This is a genomic window from Micrococcus sp. 63XJN7_6_ISO-PGPR-S23-444 (assembly GCF_058072765.1).
On sequence record NZ_CM176516.1, the window covers coordinates 480,588 to 496,907 of the forward strand.

General features: G+C 73.8%; 16 protein-coding genes and 1 tRNA gene. 12 read left to right on the plus strand and 5 right to left on the minus strand.

All coding sequences use genetic code 11. The features are described 5' to 3' along the window. The first annotated feature begins 38 nt into the window (after positions 1-38). From eno to ilvA, 9 genes are all read left to right on the plus strand, one after another. On the plus strand, positions 39-1,316 hold the full coding sequence (eno, locus tag AC3RJ9_RS02200; protein WP_036339963.1) for a phosphopyruvate hydratase: 1,278 nt from the start codon (positions 39-41) through the stop codon (positions 1,314-1,316). Between the two features lie 137 nt (positions 1,317-1,453). After that, positions 1,454-2,260, plus strand: coding sequence for an FtsB family cell division protein (locus AC3RJ9_RS02205; RefSeq protein ID WP_371469960.1), 807 nt, complete (start codon positions 1,454-1,456; stop codon positions 2,258-2,260). A 50-nt stretch (positions 2,261-2,310) separates the two neighbouring features. Next, positions 2,311-3,909: a DUF501 domain-containing protein gene (locus AC3RJ9_RS02210; protein ID WP_095353414.1), complete on the plus strand. Its 1,599-nt coding sequence runs from the start codon at positions 2,311-2,313 to the stop codon at positions 3,907-3,909. A gap of 53 nt (positions 3,910-3,962) precedes the next feature. Continuing rightward, on the plus strand, positions 3,963-5,378 hold the full coding sequence (locus tag AC3RJ9_RS02215) for an NAD(P)/FAD-dependent oxidoreductase (RefSeq protein WP_123244291.1): 1,416 nt from the start codon (positions 3,963-3,965) through the stop codon (positions 5,376-5,378). A gap of 91 nt (positions 5,379-5,469) precedes the next feature. Further along, positions 5,470-5,546: transfer RNA gene (locus AC3RJ9_RS02220), tRNA-Leu, on the plus strand. 184 nt (positions 5,547-5,730) lie between these two features. After that, positions 5,731-6,606: a Bax inhibitor-1/YccA family protein gene (locus AC3RJ9_RS02225; RefSeq protein WP_123244292.1), complete on the plus strand. Its 876-nt coding sequence runs from the start codon at positions 5,731-5,733 to the stop codon at positions 6,604-6,606. A 122-nt stretch (positions 6,607-6,728) separates the two neighbouring features. After that, positions 6,729-7,700: an aldose 1-epimerase family protein gene (locus AC3RJ9_RS02230; RefSeq protein ID WP_123244293.1), complete on the plus strand. Its 972-nt coding sequence runs from the start codon at positions 6,729-6,731 to the stop codon at positions 7,698-7,700. Then, positions 7,697-8,914 (plus strand): AI-2E family transporter, encoded by a 1,218-nt coding sequence (locus AC3RJ9_RS02235; protein WP_123244294.1) that lies wholly within the window; start codon positions 7,697-7,699, stop codon positions 8,912-8,914. Before AC3RJ9_RS02230 ends, AC3RJ9_RS02235 begins: the two co-directional genes overlap by 4 nt. Then, entirely contained in the window at positions 8,914-10,245 is a 1,332-nt protein-coding gene (gene ilvA, locus AC3RJ9_RS02240) for a threonine ammonia-lyase (protein WP_123244295.1), read from the plus strand. The genes AC3RJ9_RS02235 and ilvA overlap by 1 nt, the downstream gene beginning before the upstream one ends. A gap of 10 nt (positions 10,246-10,255) precedes the next feature. Here the strand turns inward: ilvA and AC3RJ9_RS02245 are convergent, their stop codons facing one another. The 3 genes from AC3RJ9_RS02245 to AC3RJ9_RS02255 all read right to left on the minus strand — a co-directional run bounded on the left by AC3RJ9_RS02245 (position 10,256) and on the right by AC3RJ9_RS02255 (position 12,190). Continuing rightward, positions 10,256-10,894 (minus strand): GOLPH3/VPS74 family protein, encoded by a 639-nt coding sequence (locus AC3RJ9_RS02245; RefSeq protein ID WP_123244296.1) that lies wholly within the window; start codon positions 10,892-10,894, stop codon positions 10,256-10,258. 96 nt (positions 10,895-10,990) lie between these two features. Continuing rightward, positions 10,991-11,485 (minus strand): transcription elongation factor GreA, encoded by a 495-nt coding sequence (gene greA, locus AC3RJ9_RS02250; RefSeq protein WP_060973861.1) that lies wholly within the window; start codon positions 11,483-11,485, stop codon positions 10,991-10,993. A 258-nt stretch (positions 11,486-11,743) separates the two neighbouring features. Beyond that, positions 11,744-12,190, minus strand: a complete 447-nt coding sequence (locus tag AC3RJ9_RS02255; RefSeq protein ID WP_036316331.1) for a DUF4307 domain-containing protein — start codon at positions 12,188-12,190, stop codon at positions 11,744-11,746. A gap of 115 nt (positions 12,191-12,305) precedes the next feature. Between AC3RJ9_RS02255 and mca the strand changes: the two genes are divergently transcribed. Both mca and AC3RJ9_RS02265 read left to right on the plus strand, forming a co-directional pair. Next, positions 12,306-13,298 carry a mycothiol conjugate amidase Mca gene (gene mca / locus AC3RJ9_RS02260; protein ID WP_489727677.1) on the plus strand — a complete coding sequence of 331 codons (993 nt, stop codon included), beginning with the start codon at positions 12,306-12,308 and terminating at the stop codon, positions 13,296-13,298. Between the two features lie 48 nt (positions 13,299-13,346). Continuing rightward, positions 13,347-13,751, plus strand: a complete 405-nt coding sequence (locus AC3RJ9_RS02265; RefSeq protein ID WP_049147425.1) for a hypothetical protein — start codon at positions 13,347-13,349, stop codon at positions 13,749-13,751. Positions 13,752-13,907: 156 nt separating this feature from the next. On the opposite strand, the gene trhA is transcribed toward AC3RJ9_RS02265, so the two are convergent. Next, positions 13,908-14,627, minus strand: a complete 720-nt coding sequence (gene trhA, locus AC3RJ9_RS02270) for a PAQR family membrane homeostasis protein TrhA (protein WP_069941637.1) — start codon at positions 14,625-14,627, stop codon at positions 13,908-13,910. Between the two features lie 105 nt (positions 14,628-14,732). On the opposite strand from trhA, the gene AC3RJ9_RS02275 reads away from it, so the two are divergent. After that, a complete protein-coding gene (locus AC3RJ9_RS02275) occupies positions 14,733-15,506 on the plus strand; it encodes an isoprenyl transferase (RefSeq protein WP_036339992.1) in 774 nt (257 codons plus the stop codon). Here AC3RJ9_RS02275 and AC3RJ9_RS02280 read toward each other — a convergent pair. Beyond that, positions 15,485-16,126 carry a rhomboid family intramembrane serine protease gene (locus AC3RJ9_RS02280; RefSeq protein WP_256093448.1) on the minus strand — a complete coding sequence of 214 codons (642 nt, stop codon included), beginning with the start codon at positions 16,124-16,126 and terminating at the stop codon, positions 15,485-15,487. The two genes, AC3RJ9_RS02275 and AC3RJ9_RS02280, sit on opposite strands and share 22 nt — an antisense overlap. Positions 16,127-16,320 lie beyond the last annotated feature (194 nt).

Consider the following 16,320-nt stretch of genomic DNA (forward strand, 5'->3'; position numbering starts at 1 on the left):
GGGCACGACTTCCGACTTCGATTGAAGGAGACCCGTCCATGGCCCTGATCGACGCCATCCACGCTCGCGAGATCCTCGACTCGCGCGGCAACCCCACCGTCGAGGTGGAGGTCCTGCTCACCGACGGCTCCCTGGGCCGCGCGGCCGTGCCCTCGGGCGCGTCCACCGGCGAGTTCGAGGCGGTCGAGCGCCGTGACGGGGACAAGAAGCGCTACGGCGGCAAGGGTGTGCTGGACGCCGTCGCCGCCGTCGGGGGCATCGCGGAGGAGCTCGAGGGCGAGTTCGCCGCGGACCAGCGCGCCGTGGACCGCGCGATGCTGGACCTGGACGGCACCCCCAACAAGGGCAAGCTGGGCGCGAACGCGATCCTGGGCGTGTCCATGGCCGTCGCGGCGGCCGCCGCGCAGGCCTCCGACCTCTTGCTCTACAAGTACCTGGGCGGCCCGAACGCCCACGTGCTGCCCGTGCCGATGATGAACATCCTCAACGGCGGCGCCCACGCGGACTCCAACGTGGACATCCAGGAGTTCATGATCGCCCCGATCGGCGCCCCGTCCTTCCGCGAGGCCCTGCGCTGGGGCACCGAGGTCTATCACGCCCTGAAGACCGTGCTGCAGGAGAAGGGCCTGTCCACCGGCCTGGGCGACGAGGGCGGGTTCGCCCCGTCCCTGGAGTCCAACCGCGCCGCCCTGGACCTCATCGCCGAGGCCGTGACGAAGGCCGGCTACCGCCTGGGTGAGGACATCGCGCTGGCGCTGGACGTCGCCTCCTCCGAGTTCTTCGCCAAGGGCTCCTACACCTTCGAGGGCCAGCAGCGCTCCGCCGAGGAGATGGCCGCCTACTACACCGAGCTGGTGGACAACTACCCGATCGTCTCCATCGAGGACCCGCTCGACGAGGACGACTGGGACGGCTGGCAGCACCTGACGGCGCAGCTGGGCGATCGCGTCCAGCTGGTGGGCGACGACCTGTTCGTCACCAACGTGGAGCGGCTGCAGCGCGGCATCGACGAGAAGGCCGGCAACGCCCTGCTCGTGAAGGTCAACCAGATCGGCTCCCTGACCGAGACCTTCGACGCGATCTCCCTGGCCCAGCGCCACATGTTCCACTGCATGATCTCGCACCGCTCGGGCGAGACCGAGGACACGTTCATCGCGGACCTCGCGGTGGCCACCAACGCCGGCCAGATCAAGACCGGCGCCCCGGCCCGCTCGGACCGCGTGGCCAAGTACAACCAGCTGCTGCGCATCGAGGAGGACCTGGCCGACGCCGCCGTCTACGCGGGCCGCTCCGCCTTCCCGCGCTTCCGCGGTTGACCGTCCCCGACGACGACGCGCGGGCCCGCCCGGATCCCTCCGGGCGGGCCCGCGTCCGTCCCGGGTGTGGCCAGGATCCTGTCAGGGGCGGGCAGTAGGCTGGGAGGGTCCCCGCCACGCGTCCGAAGGAGTCCGCGATGAGTCCGCGCCGCCCCCGCGTGCCCCGTGTCGACCCGACGACGGGCGCCCCGCGCCGGACCGTCGTCGCGGCCCCGGCGGCCCCGACGACGGCCTCCCCGAAGGCGGACGCGCCCACGCCGACCCCCGCGGCCCCTGCGGCCCCCACGCCGGCGCCCGCGGCGACGGACGCCGAGGTCATCGACCTGCAGAGCATCCAGGAGCGCCGCCAGGCCGGTCACCCGGACGTGGACCGGGCCGACACGGCCCCCGCCGAGGACACCGCCGCCCCCGCATCCCCGTCGGCACCCCCGCGCCGCACGGCTCTGGCCCGCCCGGCCGGGCGTCGGCCCCGGCCCGCCCCCCGCCGCGCCGCATCCGCCGCCGCCACGGCCGCCCGCCGTCGGGCCCCGCTGCCGGAGCCGGTGCCGGCCCGGCAGATCACGGGCCGCTCGCTCATCGTCGTCGCCGTGCTGCTGGTGGCCGCCGTCCTGGTGGCGCCCACGCTGCGCGCGTTCCTGAACCAGCAGCTGGAGATCTCGGCCGCGCGCGAGGAGATCGCCACCATGCAGGCCCAGCGCGAGGACTACGAACGGCGGATCCAGCTGTGGGACGATCCCGCCTACGTGACCCAGCAGGCGCGTGAGCGTCTCGAGCTGGTCATGCCGGGGGAGACCCTGTACTCCGTGACGGGGCGGCCCTCCGAGACCGACACCGCGACCGAGACCGAGGACACGCCCGCCGCCGGCGCGGACGAGGTCGTCAACACCCGCCTGCCGTGGGCCGAGGGCCTGTGGGACTCGGCCGTCCGCGCCGGGCTCGAGTGAGCCCCGCGCCCCGCCCCCGCCCGCACCACCCCCGCACCCCCGAGGACACCATGACCGTCAGCCCCCGCCCCGCCCAGGACCGCACCGTCACCGAGAAGGACCTGGACACCCTGTCCCGCCAGCTCGGCCGCCCGGTCCGGGACGTCGTGGAGATCGGCGCCCGCTGCGTGTGCGGCAACCCCCTCGTGGCCACCACCGCGCCGCGGCTCTCCAACGGCATCCCGTTCCCCACGACCTTCTACCTGACCCACCCCGTGCTGACGGCGGCGGTCTCGCGCGTGGAGGCGGACGGGGAGATGGCGCGCATGAACGACCGCCTCGCCCAGGACCCCGCGCTCGCGGCCGCGCACCGCGCGGCGCACGAGGCCTACATCGCCGAGCGGGACCGGGTCGGGGCCGAGGCCGGCACGGGGCCCGTCCCGGAGATCGCCGGGGTCTCGGCCGGCGGCATGCCCGAGCGCGTGAAGTGCCTGCACGCCCTCGTGGGCCACGCGCTCGCGGCCGGGCCGGGGGTGAACCCGCTCGGGGACGAGGCGATCGCCCTGGTGGCCCCGTGGTGGACGCCCGAGGTCTGCGCGTGCGAGGGCGCGTGGGACGAGGCCGCGGCGGTGCCCACGAAGGACCTCTCCCGGCACGTGAAGCACCTCGAGCGCGTCGCCGCGCTGAAGGAGGTGACGGTGGCCGGCGTGGACTGCGGCACGAACTCCATCCGCCTGCTGATCTCCCGGCCGGCCGGGACGGACGAGACCACCGGCGCCGGGGCCGACCCGGCGGCGCCGCTGGCCGACGTCGTGCGCGAGATGCGCGTGGTGCGCCTGGGCGAGGGCGTGGACGCCACCGGCGCGTTCTCCGACGCCGCGCTGGAGCGCACCTTCGCGGCGGTCGACGAGTACGCCCGCCTGGTCCAGCGCCACCACGCCGGCCGGGTCCGGTTCGTGGCCACCTCCGCCAGCCGGGACGTCTCCAACCGGGCCGCGTTCGTCGACGGCGTCCGGGAGCGGCTCGGCGTCGAGCCGGAGGTCGTCTCGGGCGCCGAGGAGGCCGGCCTGTCCTTCGCGGGCGCCGTCTCCGCCGTCGAGACCGCGGACCTGGGCCCGGAGGACCTCGTGCTCGTCGTGGACCTCGGCGGCGGCTCCACCGAGCTGGTCGTCGGCACGCCCGCGGGCGAGGTCGTGGGCGCGGTCAGCCTGGACATGGGCTGCGTGCGGTTCACCGAGCGTCATCTGCGCTCCGACCCCCCGACGTCGGATGAGGTCACCGCGGCCCGCGCAGACGCGCTCCGTCTCCTCGACGACGCCGCCGCCCGCCTGCCGCTGGAACGCGTGGCGCGCGTGGTCGGCGTGGCCGGCTCGGTGACCACCGTGACCGCCGAGGCCCTCGGGCTCAGCACGTACGAGCCCGAGGCCATCCACGGTGCGCGCCTGCCGATCGCCGAGTTCCGCGCGGCGGCGGAGGGCCTCGTGGCGGCGACCCGGGCCGAACGCGCCGAGCGGGGGTTCATGCACCCGGGACGGGTGGACGTGATCGGCGCGGGCGCGCTGCTGTGGAGCACCGTCCTGGAGCGGGTGGCCGAGGTCGCGGGCGTCACCGAGGCCTGGGCGAGCGAGCACGACATCCTGGACGGGATCGTGCTCTCGCTGCGGTCCTGACCACGACGGCGGAGAGTGGAGGGGCCGGGCCCGTGCGTGCGTAGACTGGCGGTATGTCTCTCACCCCTGAACTGTCTCCCAAGCCGCGCCTGCTGATCGTCGGCGGCGGCTACGCCGGGTTCCATGTCGCCCGCGAGCTGCAGAAGAAGGTCGCCGAGCGCGGCGGCGTCGTGACCGTCGTCGACCCCCGCCCGTACATGACGTACTACCCGTTCCTGCCCGAGGTCGTGGGCGGCCACATCGAGGGCCGCCACGTGAACGTGGACCTGCAGACGCACCTCAAGGACGCCGAGGTCGTCCGCGGCGCCGTCGTGTCCGTGGACCACGCCGGCCGCACCGCCGTGGTGCGCGGCGAGGGCGGCGACGAGTTCGAGATCCCGTACCAGGACATCGTGATGACCGCGGGCGCCGTGACCCGCGTGTTCCCGATCCCGGGTCTGGGCGAGCAGGGCATCGGTCTGCGCTCGGTCGAGGAGGCCGTCCAGCTGCGCAACCAGATCCTGGAGCGCCTGGACGCCGCCTCCCTCATGGTGGACGCCGAGGCCCGTCGTCGTGCCCTGACCTTCGTGGTGGTGGGCGGCGGCTTCGCCGGGATCGAGGCCATCGCGGAGATGGAGAACCTCATCCGCAACGCCGTGGAGCGCAACGAGCGCCTCTCCCAGTCGGAGATCCGGATCGTCCTCGTCGAGGCCATGGGCCGCATCATGCCCGAGGTCTCCGAGGAGCAGGCCCAGGGCGTGGTGGAGCACCTGAAGGACCGCGGCATCGAGGTCCTGCTCAACACCTCGCTGGGCGACGCCACGGACGGCGTCATGAAGCTCGTGGCCATGCCCTCCAAGGAGGAGGCGGAGACCTTCGCGGCGGACACCCTCGTGTGGTGCGCCGGCGTGGTGGCCAACTCCGTGGTCAAGAGCACCGACTTCCCGGTGGACGACCGCGGCCGCGTGGAGGCCACCCCCACCCTGCAGATCAAGGACGGCGAGGCCGGCGCGCTCGAGGGTGCGTGGGCCTGCGGCGACGTCTCCGCCGTGCCGGACCTGACCGGGGCCGGCCCGGGCGGCTTCTGCGTCCCGAACGCCCAGCACGCCATCCGTCAGGCCAAGCGTCTGGCCGCCAACTACATGGCCGTGCGCCACGGCGAGGGCGAGGTGCAGGAGTACGTGCACAAGTCCCTGGGCACCGTGGCGGGGCTGGGCTTCGGCCGCGGCGTGGGCAACCCGCTGGGCACCAAGATCGCCGGCATCCCGGCGTTCCTGGCCCACCGCGGCTACCACGGCTACGCGATGCCCACCCTGGAGCGGAAGTTCCGCATCCTGTCCGGCTGGGTCGCCGAGACCCTGTTCGGCCGTGACTCCACCTCGGTGGCGGGCCTGGACACCCCGTTCAACCCGTTCCGCCGCGCCGCGGGCGTCGAGCTCGAGCCCGGCCGCTTCGAGCGGCAGCGGGCCCTCGAGTCCTCGAAGGGCTGATCCCGCAGCCAGCGGGCCGCCGGCCCCGTCCGAGCGCATCGGGCGGGGCCGGCGTCGTCCGCACCCGGGCCCGCGTCCACGGGCCCGCCACGCCCCCGTGGCCCAACTGGCAGAGGCGGCCGACTTAAAATCGGCGTGTTGCGGGTTCGAGTCCCGCCGGGGGCACCACGCGTCTCCCCGCGCGCCTCGCTTCTGCGCCCACCGTGAACAGCCGGTGAACCGGCGCGGATCCACGCTCCGACCCCGCGCGCGGACACAGACCTCCCGATAGGATCGTGCTGAACCCCGGGGCACGAACGCGGCTCACTGCGGCGGCGTGCGACCGGGCCGACTCGACCCGAAGGAGTGAGCCGTGGCGAATCCGGTCATGAACTCTCAGAACTTCCAGCAGCAGATGCAGGGCGGCGGACAGGCGCAGCCCGGTTGGTACCAGGGCGGGCAGCAGTCCGCGCAGTCCCCGTACGGCCAGCAGCAGAGCCCGTACGGCCAGGCCCAGGCGTTCGGCGCCGGCCAGGCGGCCCAGCAGTACGCGCACCAGCAGTCCATGGAGGACGCCTTCCGCGCGCCCTCCGCCGGCCCGGAGCAGACCGGCCGGATGACCTTCAACGACGTCGTCGGCAAGACCGGCCTGATGCTCGTGCTCGTCGTGGTGGCGGGCGCCGTGGGCTGGTTCTCGCCGGGCCTGATGATCATCGGCGCGATCGCCGGCCTCGTCCTCGGCCTGGTCAACTCGTTCAAGCGCGAGCCCTCGCCCGTGCTGATCATGCTCTACGCCCTGGCCGAGGGCCTGTTCCTCGGCGGCATCTCCGCCGTGTTCGAGGCGGCCTACCCGGGCATCGTGGTGCAGGCCGTGCTCGGCACCGTCTCCGTGTTCGCGGTGATGCTGGCCCTGTACACCTCGGGCAAGTTCCGCCCCACCCCGCGCATGACGAAGATCGTCATGACGGCCATGCTGGGCTACCTCGTGTTCATGCTCGTCAACCTGGTCCTGACCTGGACGGGCATCGCGAACCTGCGCACCGGCGGCCTCGGCCTGATCATCGGAGCGATCGCCGTGCTGCTCGCGGCGTACTCGCTGACCATGGACTTCGAGATGGCCGCCGTGGGCGTGAAGAACGGCGCCCCGCAGAAGTACTCCTGGTCCGTCGCGTTCGGCCTGACCGTGACCCTGGTCTGGCTGTACGTCGAGATCCTGCGCATCCTCTCCATCCTGCGCAGCGACGACTGACCCGTCCGTCCCGTCCCCGCACGGAGACCCGCACCGCCGCCCCGGTCCTGCACAGGCCGGGGCGGTCTGCGTCCGCGAGGGCGTAGATTGAGGGGGTCCCTCGCCGTCACCCAGGAGGTCCCGTGACCGAGACCAGCGACCTGCCCGCCTTCGGGGCCCCGGACGCCACCGGCACCCAGCACCGCCTGCACCGCGGGTCCGCGGAGGCCGTCGTCGTCGGCCTGGCCGGTGCCCTGCGCAGGTACCGCGTGGCCGGCGTGGACCTCACCGAGCCGTACGGCCCGGACGTGGTCCCGCCCGCCGCCAACGGCATCCAGATGAGCCCGTGGCCGAACCGCGTCGCCGGCGCCCGCTGGATCCTGGACGGCGTCGAGCAGCGCCTGGACGTCACCGAACCCGCGCGCGGCCACGCCAGCCACGGCCTGCTGCGCAACACCCACTTCGTCACCGAGACGTTCTCCGCCCACGCGGTGACCCTGCGCGGTGAGATCCACCCCCAGCACGGCTGGCCGTTCCGGCTCACCCACCGCGTCACGTACGAGCTCGAGGCGGACGGCGGCCTCACCGTCACCGCCGAGGTGCAGAACCACACGGACGCCACCGTGCCCGTGGCGGTCGGCTCCCACCCGTTCCTGCGCATCGGGGACGTCCCGACGGCGGAGCTGAGCCTGCGCGTGCCCGCGGACGCCTGGATCCGCACGGGGGAGGACCTCATCCCCGTGGAGACCCTGCCGGTGGACGGCACCGAGCTGGACTTCCGCCGCGGCCGGGCCGTGGGCGAGGCCGCCCTGGACGTGTGCCTCACCGGCCTGACCCCGGACGCCGACGGCCGGCACCGCCAGACCCTGCTCGCCGCGGACGGCCGCGCCGTGACCCTGTGGTCCGACCACGCGTTCGCCTACACCCACGTCTTCGTCACGGACCGGCTGCCCGGCCGTGACACGGCGCTCGCGGTGGAGCCGCTCACCGCTCCCGCGGACGCCCTGAACTCGGGGGAGGGCCTGCACCGGCTCGCCCCGCACGCCCGCTGGAGCGTCCAGTGGGGTCTGACCCCCCATGTCCCCGACCACCCACACGAGGAGGATCGCGCGTGAGCTCGACCCTGGCGGCCCAGACCAAGATCGACAAGGACGTGCCCTACGGGCTGACGGTGGCCGCGGCCTGGTCCTGGCGGCTGGTGGCCGTCGTCATCGGCATCGGCGTCGTGGTGTACCTGCTGGGCTTCGTGAGCCTCGTGGTGATCCCGATCCTCGTGGCCGCGCTGCTGGCCACCCTGCTGGCCCCGGTGTTCCAGGCGATGCGGCGCATCAAGGTGCCGGGCGTCGCGGCCGCCCTGCTGTGCGTGCTGCTGTTGGTCGTCGTCGTGGTGGGCCTCATGGGGCTCGCCGGTCAGCAGATCGTCCAGGGCTTCGCCGAACTGGGCGGCCAGCTGGGCCAGGCCGTCGACGACGCGATCGCCTGGCTGGCCGGCGTGGGCGTGGAGATCCCCCGTTCCGGTGCCGGGCTGGAGGGCCTGTGGCAGACGCTGCGGGACAACTCCGCCACGCTCATGAACAGCGCCGTCTCGTTCGGCTCCACGGCCGTCAACATCGGTGCGGGCCTGTTCATCGCCCTGTTCTCCCTGATCTTCTTCCTCTACGACGGCGACCGCATCTGGCGCTTCCTGCTGATCTTCGTGCCGAAGGCGCACCGGGCCACCGTGGGCCGCGCGGGCCGCTCGGGCTGGCAGTCGCTCGGCTCCTACGTGCGGGTCCAGATCTTCGTGGCGTTCATCGACGCCGTCGGCATCGGCATCGGTGCCCTGATCCTGGGCGTGCCGCTGGCCATCCCGTTGGCCGTGCTCGTGTTCCTGGCCTCGTTCATCCCGATGATCGGCGCCACCCTGACCGGCGCGATGGCGGTGCTCCTGGCGCTGATGTCCAACGGCCTGGTCAACGCGCTGCTCATGCTGGGCGTGGTGCTGCTCGTGCAGCAGATCGAGTCGAACGTCCTGCAGCCGCTCGTGATGGGCAAGGCCGTCGCGCTGCACCCGCTGGCCGTGTTCCTGGCCGTCGCCGCCGGCTCCACCGTCCTCGGTCTGGCGGGCGCCGTGTTCGCCGTGCCGGTGCTGGCCTTCGTGAACAGCTTCGTCCGCGCCCTCACCGCCGACACCCCCGAGGAGCTCACGGAGCGGACGGGCCACGCCCTCGAACCGGGCGGCGCGGAGGACGAGACGGCCGGCTCCCACCGGGACCGCCCCTCGGCGCACGACGACGCCGCCCTCGCCTCCGAGGCCGACGCGGGCACCCGGCACGGGGACGACGCCTGATGGGCGCGGCGCAGGCCACGGACACCCCGGACCGGACCGTCCCGACGCCGTCGCCCCGGTGGGTGCGGCCCGCCGGCGGCCCGCCGGCCCCGACGGCGCTGCCCGTCACCCTCGAGGAGATCGAGCGGGCGCGCGAGACGCTGCGCGGGATCGCCGAGCTCTCCCCGCTGCAGCACTCCCGGGCGCTCTCCCGGGCCGTGGGCACGGACGTGCACCTGAAGTGCGAGAACCTGCAGCGGGCCGGCTCGTTCAAGGTCCGCGGCGCCTACGTGCGGATGGCGCAGCTGAGCGAGGAGGAGCGCGGCCGCGGCGTCGTGGCCGCCTCGGCCGGCAACCACGCCCAGGGCGTCGCCCTCGCGGCCGCCAAGCTCGGCATCCGCGCCCGCATCTTCATGCCGCACGGCGTCGCCCTGCCCAAGCTGCAGGCCACCCGGGACCACGGCGCCGAGGTCGTCCTGCACGGCTCCACCGTGGACGAGTCCCTCGCCGAGGCGCAGCGGTGGGCCACGGAGACCGGTGCCGTGTTCATCCCGCCGTTCGACGACCCGGCCGTGATCGCGGGCCAGGGCACCGTCGGCCTCGAGATCCTCGACGTGCTGCCGGACGTGGACACCGTGATCATGGGCATCGGCGGCGGGGGGCTCATCGCCGGCACGGCCGTGGCCCTCAAGGAGGCCGCCCGGCGTCGTGGGCGCACGGTGCGCGTCATCGGCGTGCAGGCGGCCACCGCCGCCGCGTTCCCCGGCTCCCTCGAGGAGGGCCGCGTCCAGGTGCTGGAGAGCGTGTCCACCATCGCGGACGGCATCGCCGTCGGCAGGCCCGGGGCCCTGCCGCTGCGGATCGCCGCCGAGCTGGTGGACGCCGTCGTGACCGTCACGGACGACGAGATCGCCGCGGCCCTCGTCCACCTCCTCGAGCGCTCCAAGCTCGTCGTGGAGCCGGCGGGCGCCGTCGGGGTGGCCGCCCTGCTGGCGGGCCGCACGGCGGACCTGGGCTTCGAGCTCGGCAACACCGCCGTGATCCTCTCCGGCGGGAACATCGATCCGATGCTCATGCTGAAGTCCATCCAGGCCGGACTGTCGGCCGCGGGGCGCTACATGACCGTGCGCATCCCGCTGCGGGACCGCCCGGGCGAGCTGGCCACGATCTCACGGATCATCGCGGACACGGACGCCAACGTGGTGCGCGTGGACCACACCCGCGTCGGCCCGGAGCTGTCCATGGGCGGCGTGCACATCACGATCGACATGGAGACCCGCGGCACCGAGCACTCCGCCCAGGTGCTGGAGGCGTTGCGCGCGGCCGGCTACAGCCCGGCCCCGCTGCCCTGACCGGGCCGGCTCAGGCCGCGGAGCCGGCGGCGGCCGCGGTGACGGTGCCACAGGTCCCGCCCACCGCGCGGCGCACGGCCTGGACCAGGAGGTCCTCGCGCGTCAGCGCCTCGATGCGGCGGACCATCTCGCGGCGGTCGTAGCGCTCGTGGGCGCCCGGCAGCAGGCGTCGGGCGAGGTTGAGGTGCTGCAGCACGCCGAGCAGGAGCACGTCCTCGTCGGAGGGCTCGGCCTCGTCGAGGACCACGGCGGTCAGGTGCGCCAGCAGCTCGGTGCGCTCGGTGCCCCGGGGGACGTGCCGGGTGGCCAGGAAGGCCTTGCGCTCGGTGAGGCGGCCGGTCTCGGTCAGATGGGCGACGACGGCCTTGCGCAGGTCCGGCTTGCCGGCCGCCACAGTGGACACGAGCGGTCGGCCGGCCAGGGCGTCGACCTGTCCGAGGGAGGAGTCCAGGACGGGGTCGCCGGTGGTGCCGGCCGCGGTCACGAGCACGCGGGCCCGGTCCACGGGGACGTCCTCGAGGGTCACGATCCCGGCGGACCGGTGGTCGGCCAGCGCGGCGGCCGCGAGGGCAACGCGGTGGTGGGAGGGGCTCTCGGAGCACCCGTCCTCGCGGGTGAGCAGCAGGTGTGCCTTCTCGACGGTCAGCATGGGGCCAGAGTAGCAACGGGGGCGCGGTGGGACCCGGGACGGACGACGGCCGCGGCCCCTGGAGGGGACCGCGGCCGCCGTCGGAGCCGGGCAGGGTCAGCCGGAGTAGGGCTGGACGTCCTTGACCTCGACCTTGATGTCCTTGCCGTTCGGGGCGGTGTAGGAGACCTTGTCGCCCTTCTTGGCGCCGTTGATGGCCTCGCCGAGCGGGGAGCGCTCGGAGTAGACCTCGAGCGACTCGTCGTCCGCGGCGATCTCGCGGTTGCCGAAGAGGAAGGTCATCTCGTCGCCTGCGACGACGGCGGTCACCACGGTGCCCGGGTGCACGGCGCCGTCGTTCTCGGCGGCCTCGCCCACGCGGGCGGTCTCGAGCAGGTGCTTCAGCTCGGCGATGCGGCCCTCGTTCTTCGACTGCTCCTCGCGGGCGGCGTGGTAGCCGCCGTTCTCCTTGAGGTCGCCCTCATCGCGGGCGGCCTCGATGCGCTCGATGATCTCCTGACGGCCGGGACCGGAGATGTACTCGAGCTCCTTGGAGAGGCGATCGTACGCCTCCTGGGTCAGCCACGGGGCGTCGGACTGGCTGGTGGTCATGCTCTGTTCCGCCTTTCTGTCTCGGGTGATGCGGAGTCCGGGGCGCGGCGCACCGTATCCGGTGCGCGATCCGCGTCCGGCGGACGCGCCCGCATGCGAAAGACCCCGCCGACCAGGAGGACGCGCGTGACCCGAGGGCTCCGTGCGACGCCTGCCTGACTCACCGGCGGGGCGGGAATGCTCCGACGAGTCTATCCGGGCGGCGTGCGTCACACCAACGGCGGCCGCTACGCCGAGGGCGGAGCACTCCGGGAGGGCTCAGACCTTGCGGCAGGTCTCGACGATGCCGGAGTCGCCCCGCACCACGGTGCGCACGTCCACGGTGTAGCGCTGCTGCGCGTCCGAGGGGGAGTCCCGCCGGTCGGCCGGCAGGGTCTCCAGGCGGACGGTGCGGAAGCCGACGGGGGCGGCGTGGGAGTCGGTGACGAGCACATCGCACTCGGCCTGCACGCCCTCCGGGACGGAGGCCTGGAAGGTGACGGTCGCGTGGCCGTCGTCCTCGATGGTGAAGCCGACGTCCTTGTACTCGATGGCGCCCACGGACATGTTCAGGCCGATCCACACGGACAGCAGCACGGCCACGACCAGCCCGAGCCCGCCGAGGCCCGCCCACAGCCGACGACGGCCCGGACGCGTGTGGTTCGTGCCGTACCGGTTGGCTAATGTGGGGTCCTGCGCGCGGACCGCGGGGGCGTGGTGAGACATCCCCTCCACCCTAGCCGCTGCCCGCCGCCGGAGGCCGATGACGACGTCGGCCTGGACCCCTCACGCCGCCGCCCCCGCGGCGGCCCCGCCATCCGGACAGGAGTGTGCGACCCCCGTGACCGATCAGACCCCCCAGGCCCAGCCGGCCGCAGGCACCGCCCTGCCGCCCTCCACCGGGCTGCGTCTCATGGCGGTGCACGCCCACCCGGACGACGAGTCCTCGAAGGGGGCCGGCACCATGGCCGCCTACGCGGCGGCCGGGGCCGAGGTCATGGTCGTCACGTGCACCGACGGCGAGGCCGGCACCCTGCTCAACCCGTCGTTCGGGGACACCACCCGGGCGGACCGGGACATCGCGGCCGTGCGCCGCGAGGAGATGGCGGAGGCCGCGCGCATCCTCGGCATCCGGCACGCCTGGCTCGGCTTCCTCGACTCGGGCCTGCCCGAGGGGGATCCGCTGCCGGCCCTCCCGGCGAACTGCTTCGCCGAGGTCCCGCTCCGGGATGCGGCGGCCCCGCTGATCTCGCTCGTGCGCCGGTTCCGCCCGCACGTGCTCATCTCCTACGACGAGGTCGGCGGCTACCCCCACCCGGACCACCTGCAGGCCCACGCCGTGACGATGGAGGCGTACCGGGCCGCGGGCCTCGCCGACGAGTACCCCGAGGCCGGGCCCGCCTGGGAGGTCTCGAAGGTCTACTACGACTGCGGCTTCAACCCGCGGAAGTTCCGCACGATGGCCGCGGTGGCCGAGGCCGACGGCGAGGACGTGCCGTTCGCCCGACGCCTGATGATGTTCGACGCGATGGACGCGATGCGCGAGGTGCTGCGCCGCCGCGAAGCCGGGGAGGACGTGCCCGACCCGGAGGTCATCCCGCCGTGGGTCACCGCGGACCACGACGTCACCACGCAGGTGGACGTCACCGGCTTCCTCGACGAGCGCGACGCCGCCCTGCGGGCGCATCGCACCCAGATCGACCCCGACGGCATGTTCTTCGACGCGCCCCACGACCTGCAGCGGCGCGCCTGGCCGTGGGAGGACTTCGCGCTGATCGACTCGCGCGTGCCCTCCGAGCTGCCGGAGCACGACCTCTTCGCCGGCCTGCGCTGAGCCGACCCGGCTCGGGCCGTGCGGCCGGGGCCGGTAGAGTGGGGCGGCGTGACACCCCTGTCTGGCCTTCCCCTCGTCCTCAACGCGCTCGCGGCCGCGAGCCCCGCGCCGGTGCCCGCCGTCCCGGAGCCGACGCTGCGCCCCGGGCTCGAGGAGGCGGAGGTCACCCCCGGCATCGAAGGGTTCCTGTTCACCGCGCTCATGGTGGTCATGGCGATCATCGTCTTCCGCGTCATGGTCCGCTCCGTGCGCCGCGTCCAGCAGCGCTCCCCGCAGGCCGAGGCCATGCTCGTGGAGCGCCATCAGCAGCACCTGCCGGACGAGGTCCGCGCGGGCGGTGAGCACCTGGACGCGGACTCGGAGGACCGGCTGCGCCGCCTGCAGGAGAAGTACCCCGGCTACCTCCAGGAGCCGGCCCCGGAGCCCCAGGCCCCGGACACCGGACGCGACTGACCGTCGTCGGGCCCGTGCACGCCCGAGACTCGACGCCGGAGACTCCACGCCCGAACCCTTGAGGCCCGCAGACGCGCCGCCACCTCCATGCCGTAGCGGCGCGTCTGCGGGCCTCGGCGCTGCCCGGCGGGGCGCAGACCCCCTTCCTCGACACGCTCAGGCGACGACGAGCACCGCCCGGTAGATGGCGACGGCGTGGCACACGAAGCCGGCCACCGTGAAGGCGTGGAACAGCTCGTGGAAGCCGAACCACTCGCGGTGGATCGTGGGGGCCTGCAGCGCGTAGCAGACCGCGCCCGTGATGTACGCGACGCCGCCGGCCACGATCAGCCACCCCGCCGCCGCATCCGCGGCGAAGAAGTCGCCCAGGTACAGCAGCGCCGCCAGCCCGAGCACCACGTACACCGGCGTGTAGAGCCAGCGCGCGGCATCCGTCCACAGCACCCGGAACGCGACGCCGGCCACGGCCCCCACCCACACCAGGGTGAGCAGCACCCGCGCCCGGTCCGGAGCCAGCAGGGCCAGGGAGAGCGGCGTGTAGGTGCCGGCGATGACCAGCATGATGTTCGTGTGGTCCAACCGCTTGAGGACACGGGAGACCACCTCGTTCCACTGCACCAGGTGGTACGTCGCCGAGACCGCGAACAGCAGCAGGCCCGTCACGGTGTAGACCGCGCTGGCCCACCGCAGCGTCGCGGTCGGCGCGAGCACGATGAGCACGATGCCGGCCGCGAGCGTCAGCGGCGCCATGACCGCGTGGATCCAACCGCGCAGTCGGGGCTTGTACAGCGGATGGTCGGGGTCGCGGATGCGCTCGATGCGCCAGCGCAGGCGACGGGCGGCGTCGGTCTCGCGGAGGGGTGTCACAGGGTCCATGCCTCCATTGTCGTCGGTCGGCCCGGGGCCGGGGCACGGGATGGTCGCTGTGTGCCGCGCGCGTATCCTGGAGGCTCGCAGGACCGTCCGAGAGGGGAGCGCGCCGTGGGTCGACCCGAGGCCTTCTACCGCCTGTACGAGCGGCGGCTGACGCGTGGCCTGGACCCGGAGCGCCTGCCTCGGCACATCGGCGTGCTGGTGGACGGCAACCGTCGCTGGGCCCGCGCGTTCGGGGCGTCCACGCAGCAGGGTCACCAGGCCGGCGCCGAGCGCATCCTCGACTTCATCGGCTGGTGCGACGAGGCCGGCATCCCCGTGGTCACGCTCTACATGCTCTCCACCGAGAACCTGCGGCGCCCGGCGGAGGAGCTCGCCCCGCTCCTGGAGATCATCCAGACGACGGCGGAGCGCCTCGCCCAGCCGGCCGAGGGCCGCGCCCCCGTGTGCGTGCAGCCGGTCGGCGCGGTGGACCTGCTCCCCGAGCCCATGGCGCGACGGCTCGCCGAGGTGGCCGAACAGACCAAGGACCACGACGGCGTGCACGTGAACGTGGCCGTGGGCTACGGGGGCCGCCAGGAGATCCTCGACGCCGTGCGCGAGCTGCTGCGGGACGAGCACGCCCTGGGCCACAGCGCGGCGGAGGTGGCCGAGTCCGTCACCGTCGAGCAGATCGCGGACCGGCTCTACACGCGCGGCCAGCCGGACCCGGACCTGGTCATCCGCACGTCCGGGGAGCAGCGGCTCTCCGGGTTCCTGCTCTGGCAGTCCGCGTACTCGGAGTTCTACTTCTGCGAGGCCATGTGGCCCGCGTTTCGCAAGGTCGACTTCCTGCGTGCCCTGCGCGACTACGGCAGCCGTCAGCGCCGGTTCGGCACCTGACGGTCGGCGCGGCCCCACCACAGGCCCAGCAGCACCCCGACGACGGCCCCGGCCAGGTGGCCGGTCCACGAGATGCCGGGTGCCGGCAGCAGGCCGATCAGGCTCGAGCCCAGGTGCGTGAGCGCAACGAGCACGGAGACGACGACCGCCCCGATCCGCCGCACCGCGACCCCGTAGACGATCAGGAACGCGATCAGCGCGTACACGATCCCGGAGGCGCCGATGTGCACGCCCGGGGTGCCGATCACCCAGGTCAGCAGGCCCGAGCCCAGCCAGGCGCAGACGAGCAGGGCCACCGGCCGACGCGAGACCAGGGCGGCCAGCGGACCGAGGACGAGCAGCGCCGTCGTGTTGCCGATCAGGTGGGCCCAGCCGGCGTGCAGCACGGGGGAGAACAGGACCCCGTCGAGGCCGTCGAGGCGTCGGGGGATCAGGCCCACGCCGGGGATGATCACCCGGCCGAGGAAGATCAGCACGACCTGCGCGACCCACATGGCCGCGATCAGCACGGCGGTGGGCGCGACGGCGCCCAGCAGGCGGCCGCCGGCGCGCTCGGCCAGGGTCGGGGCGGGGGCTGGGCCGCCCGGCAGATCGGGCAGGCCGGGGGACGGGCGGTGCATGCTCAAGGGCCCTCCTGGGGACGGGGAGCGGGCGGCCGTCGGGACGTCGGCGGCGCGTCTCCAGTGTAGGGAGCGCGGGACGCCGGGGCCGTGGCGGGGCCCGGACGGACCGTCACCGCGACTTCATCCCGGGTTCACCGTGCCGGGCCCCGGCGGACGACGCCGCTTCCTAGCGTGGCCCGTGGGCGGACCCC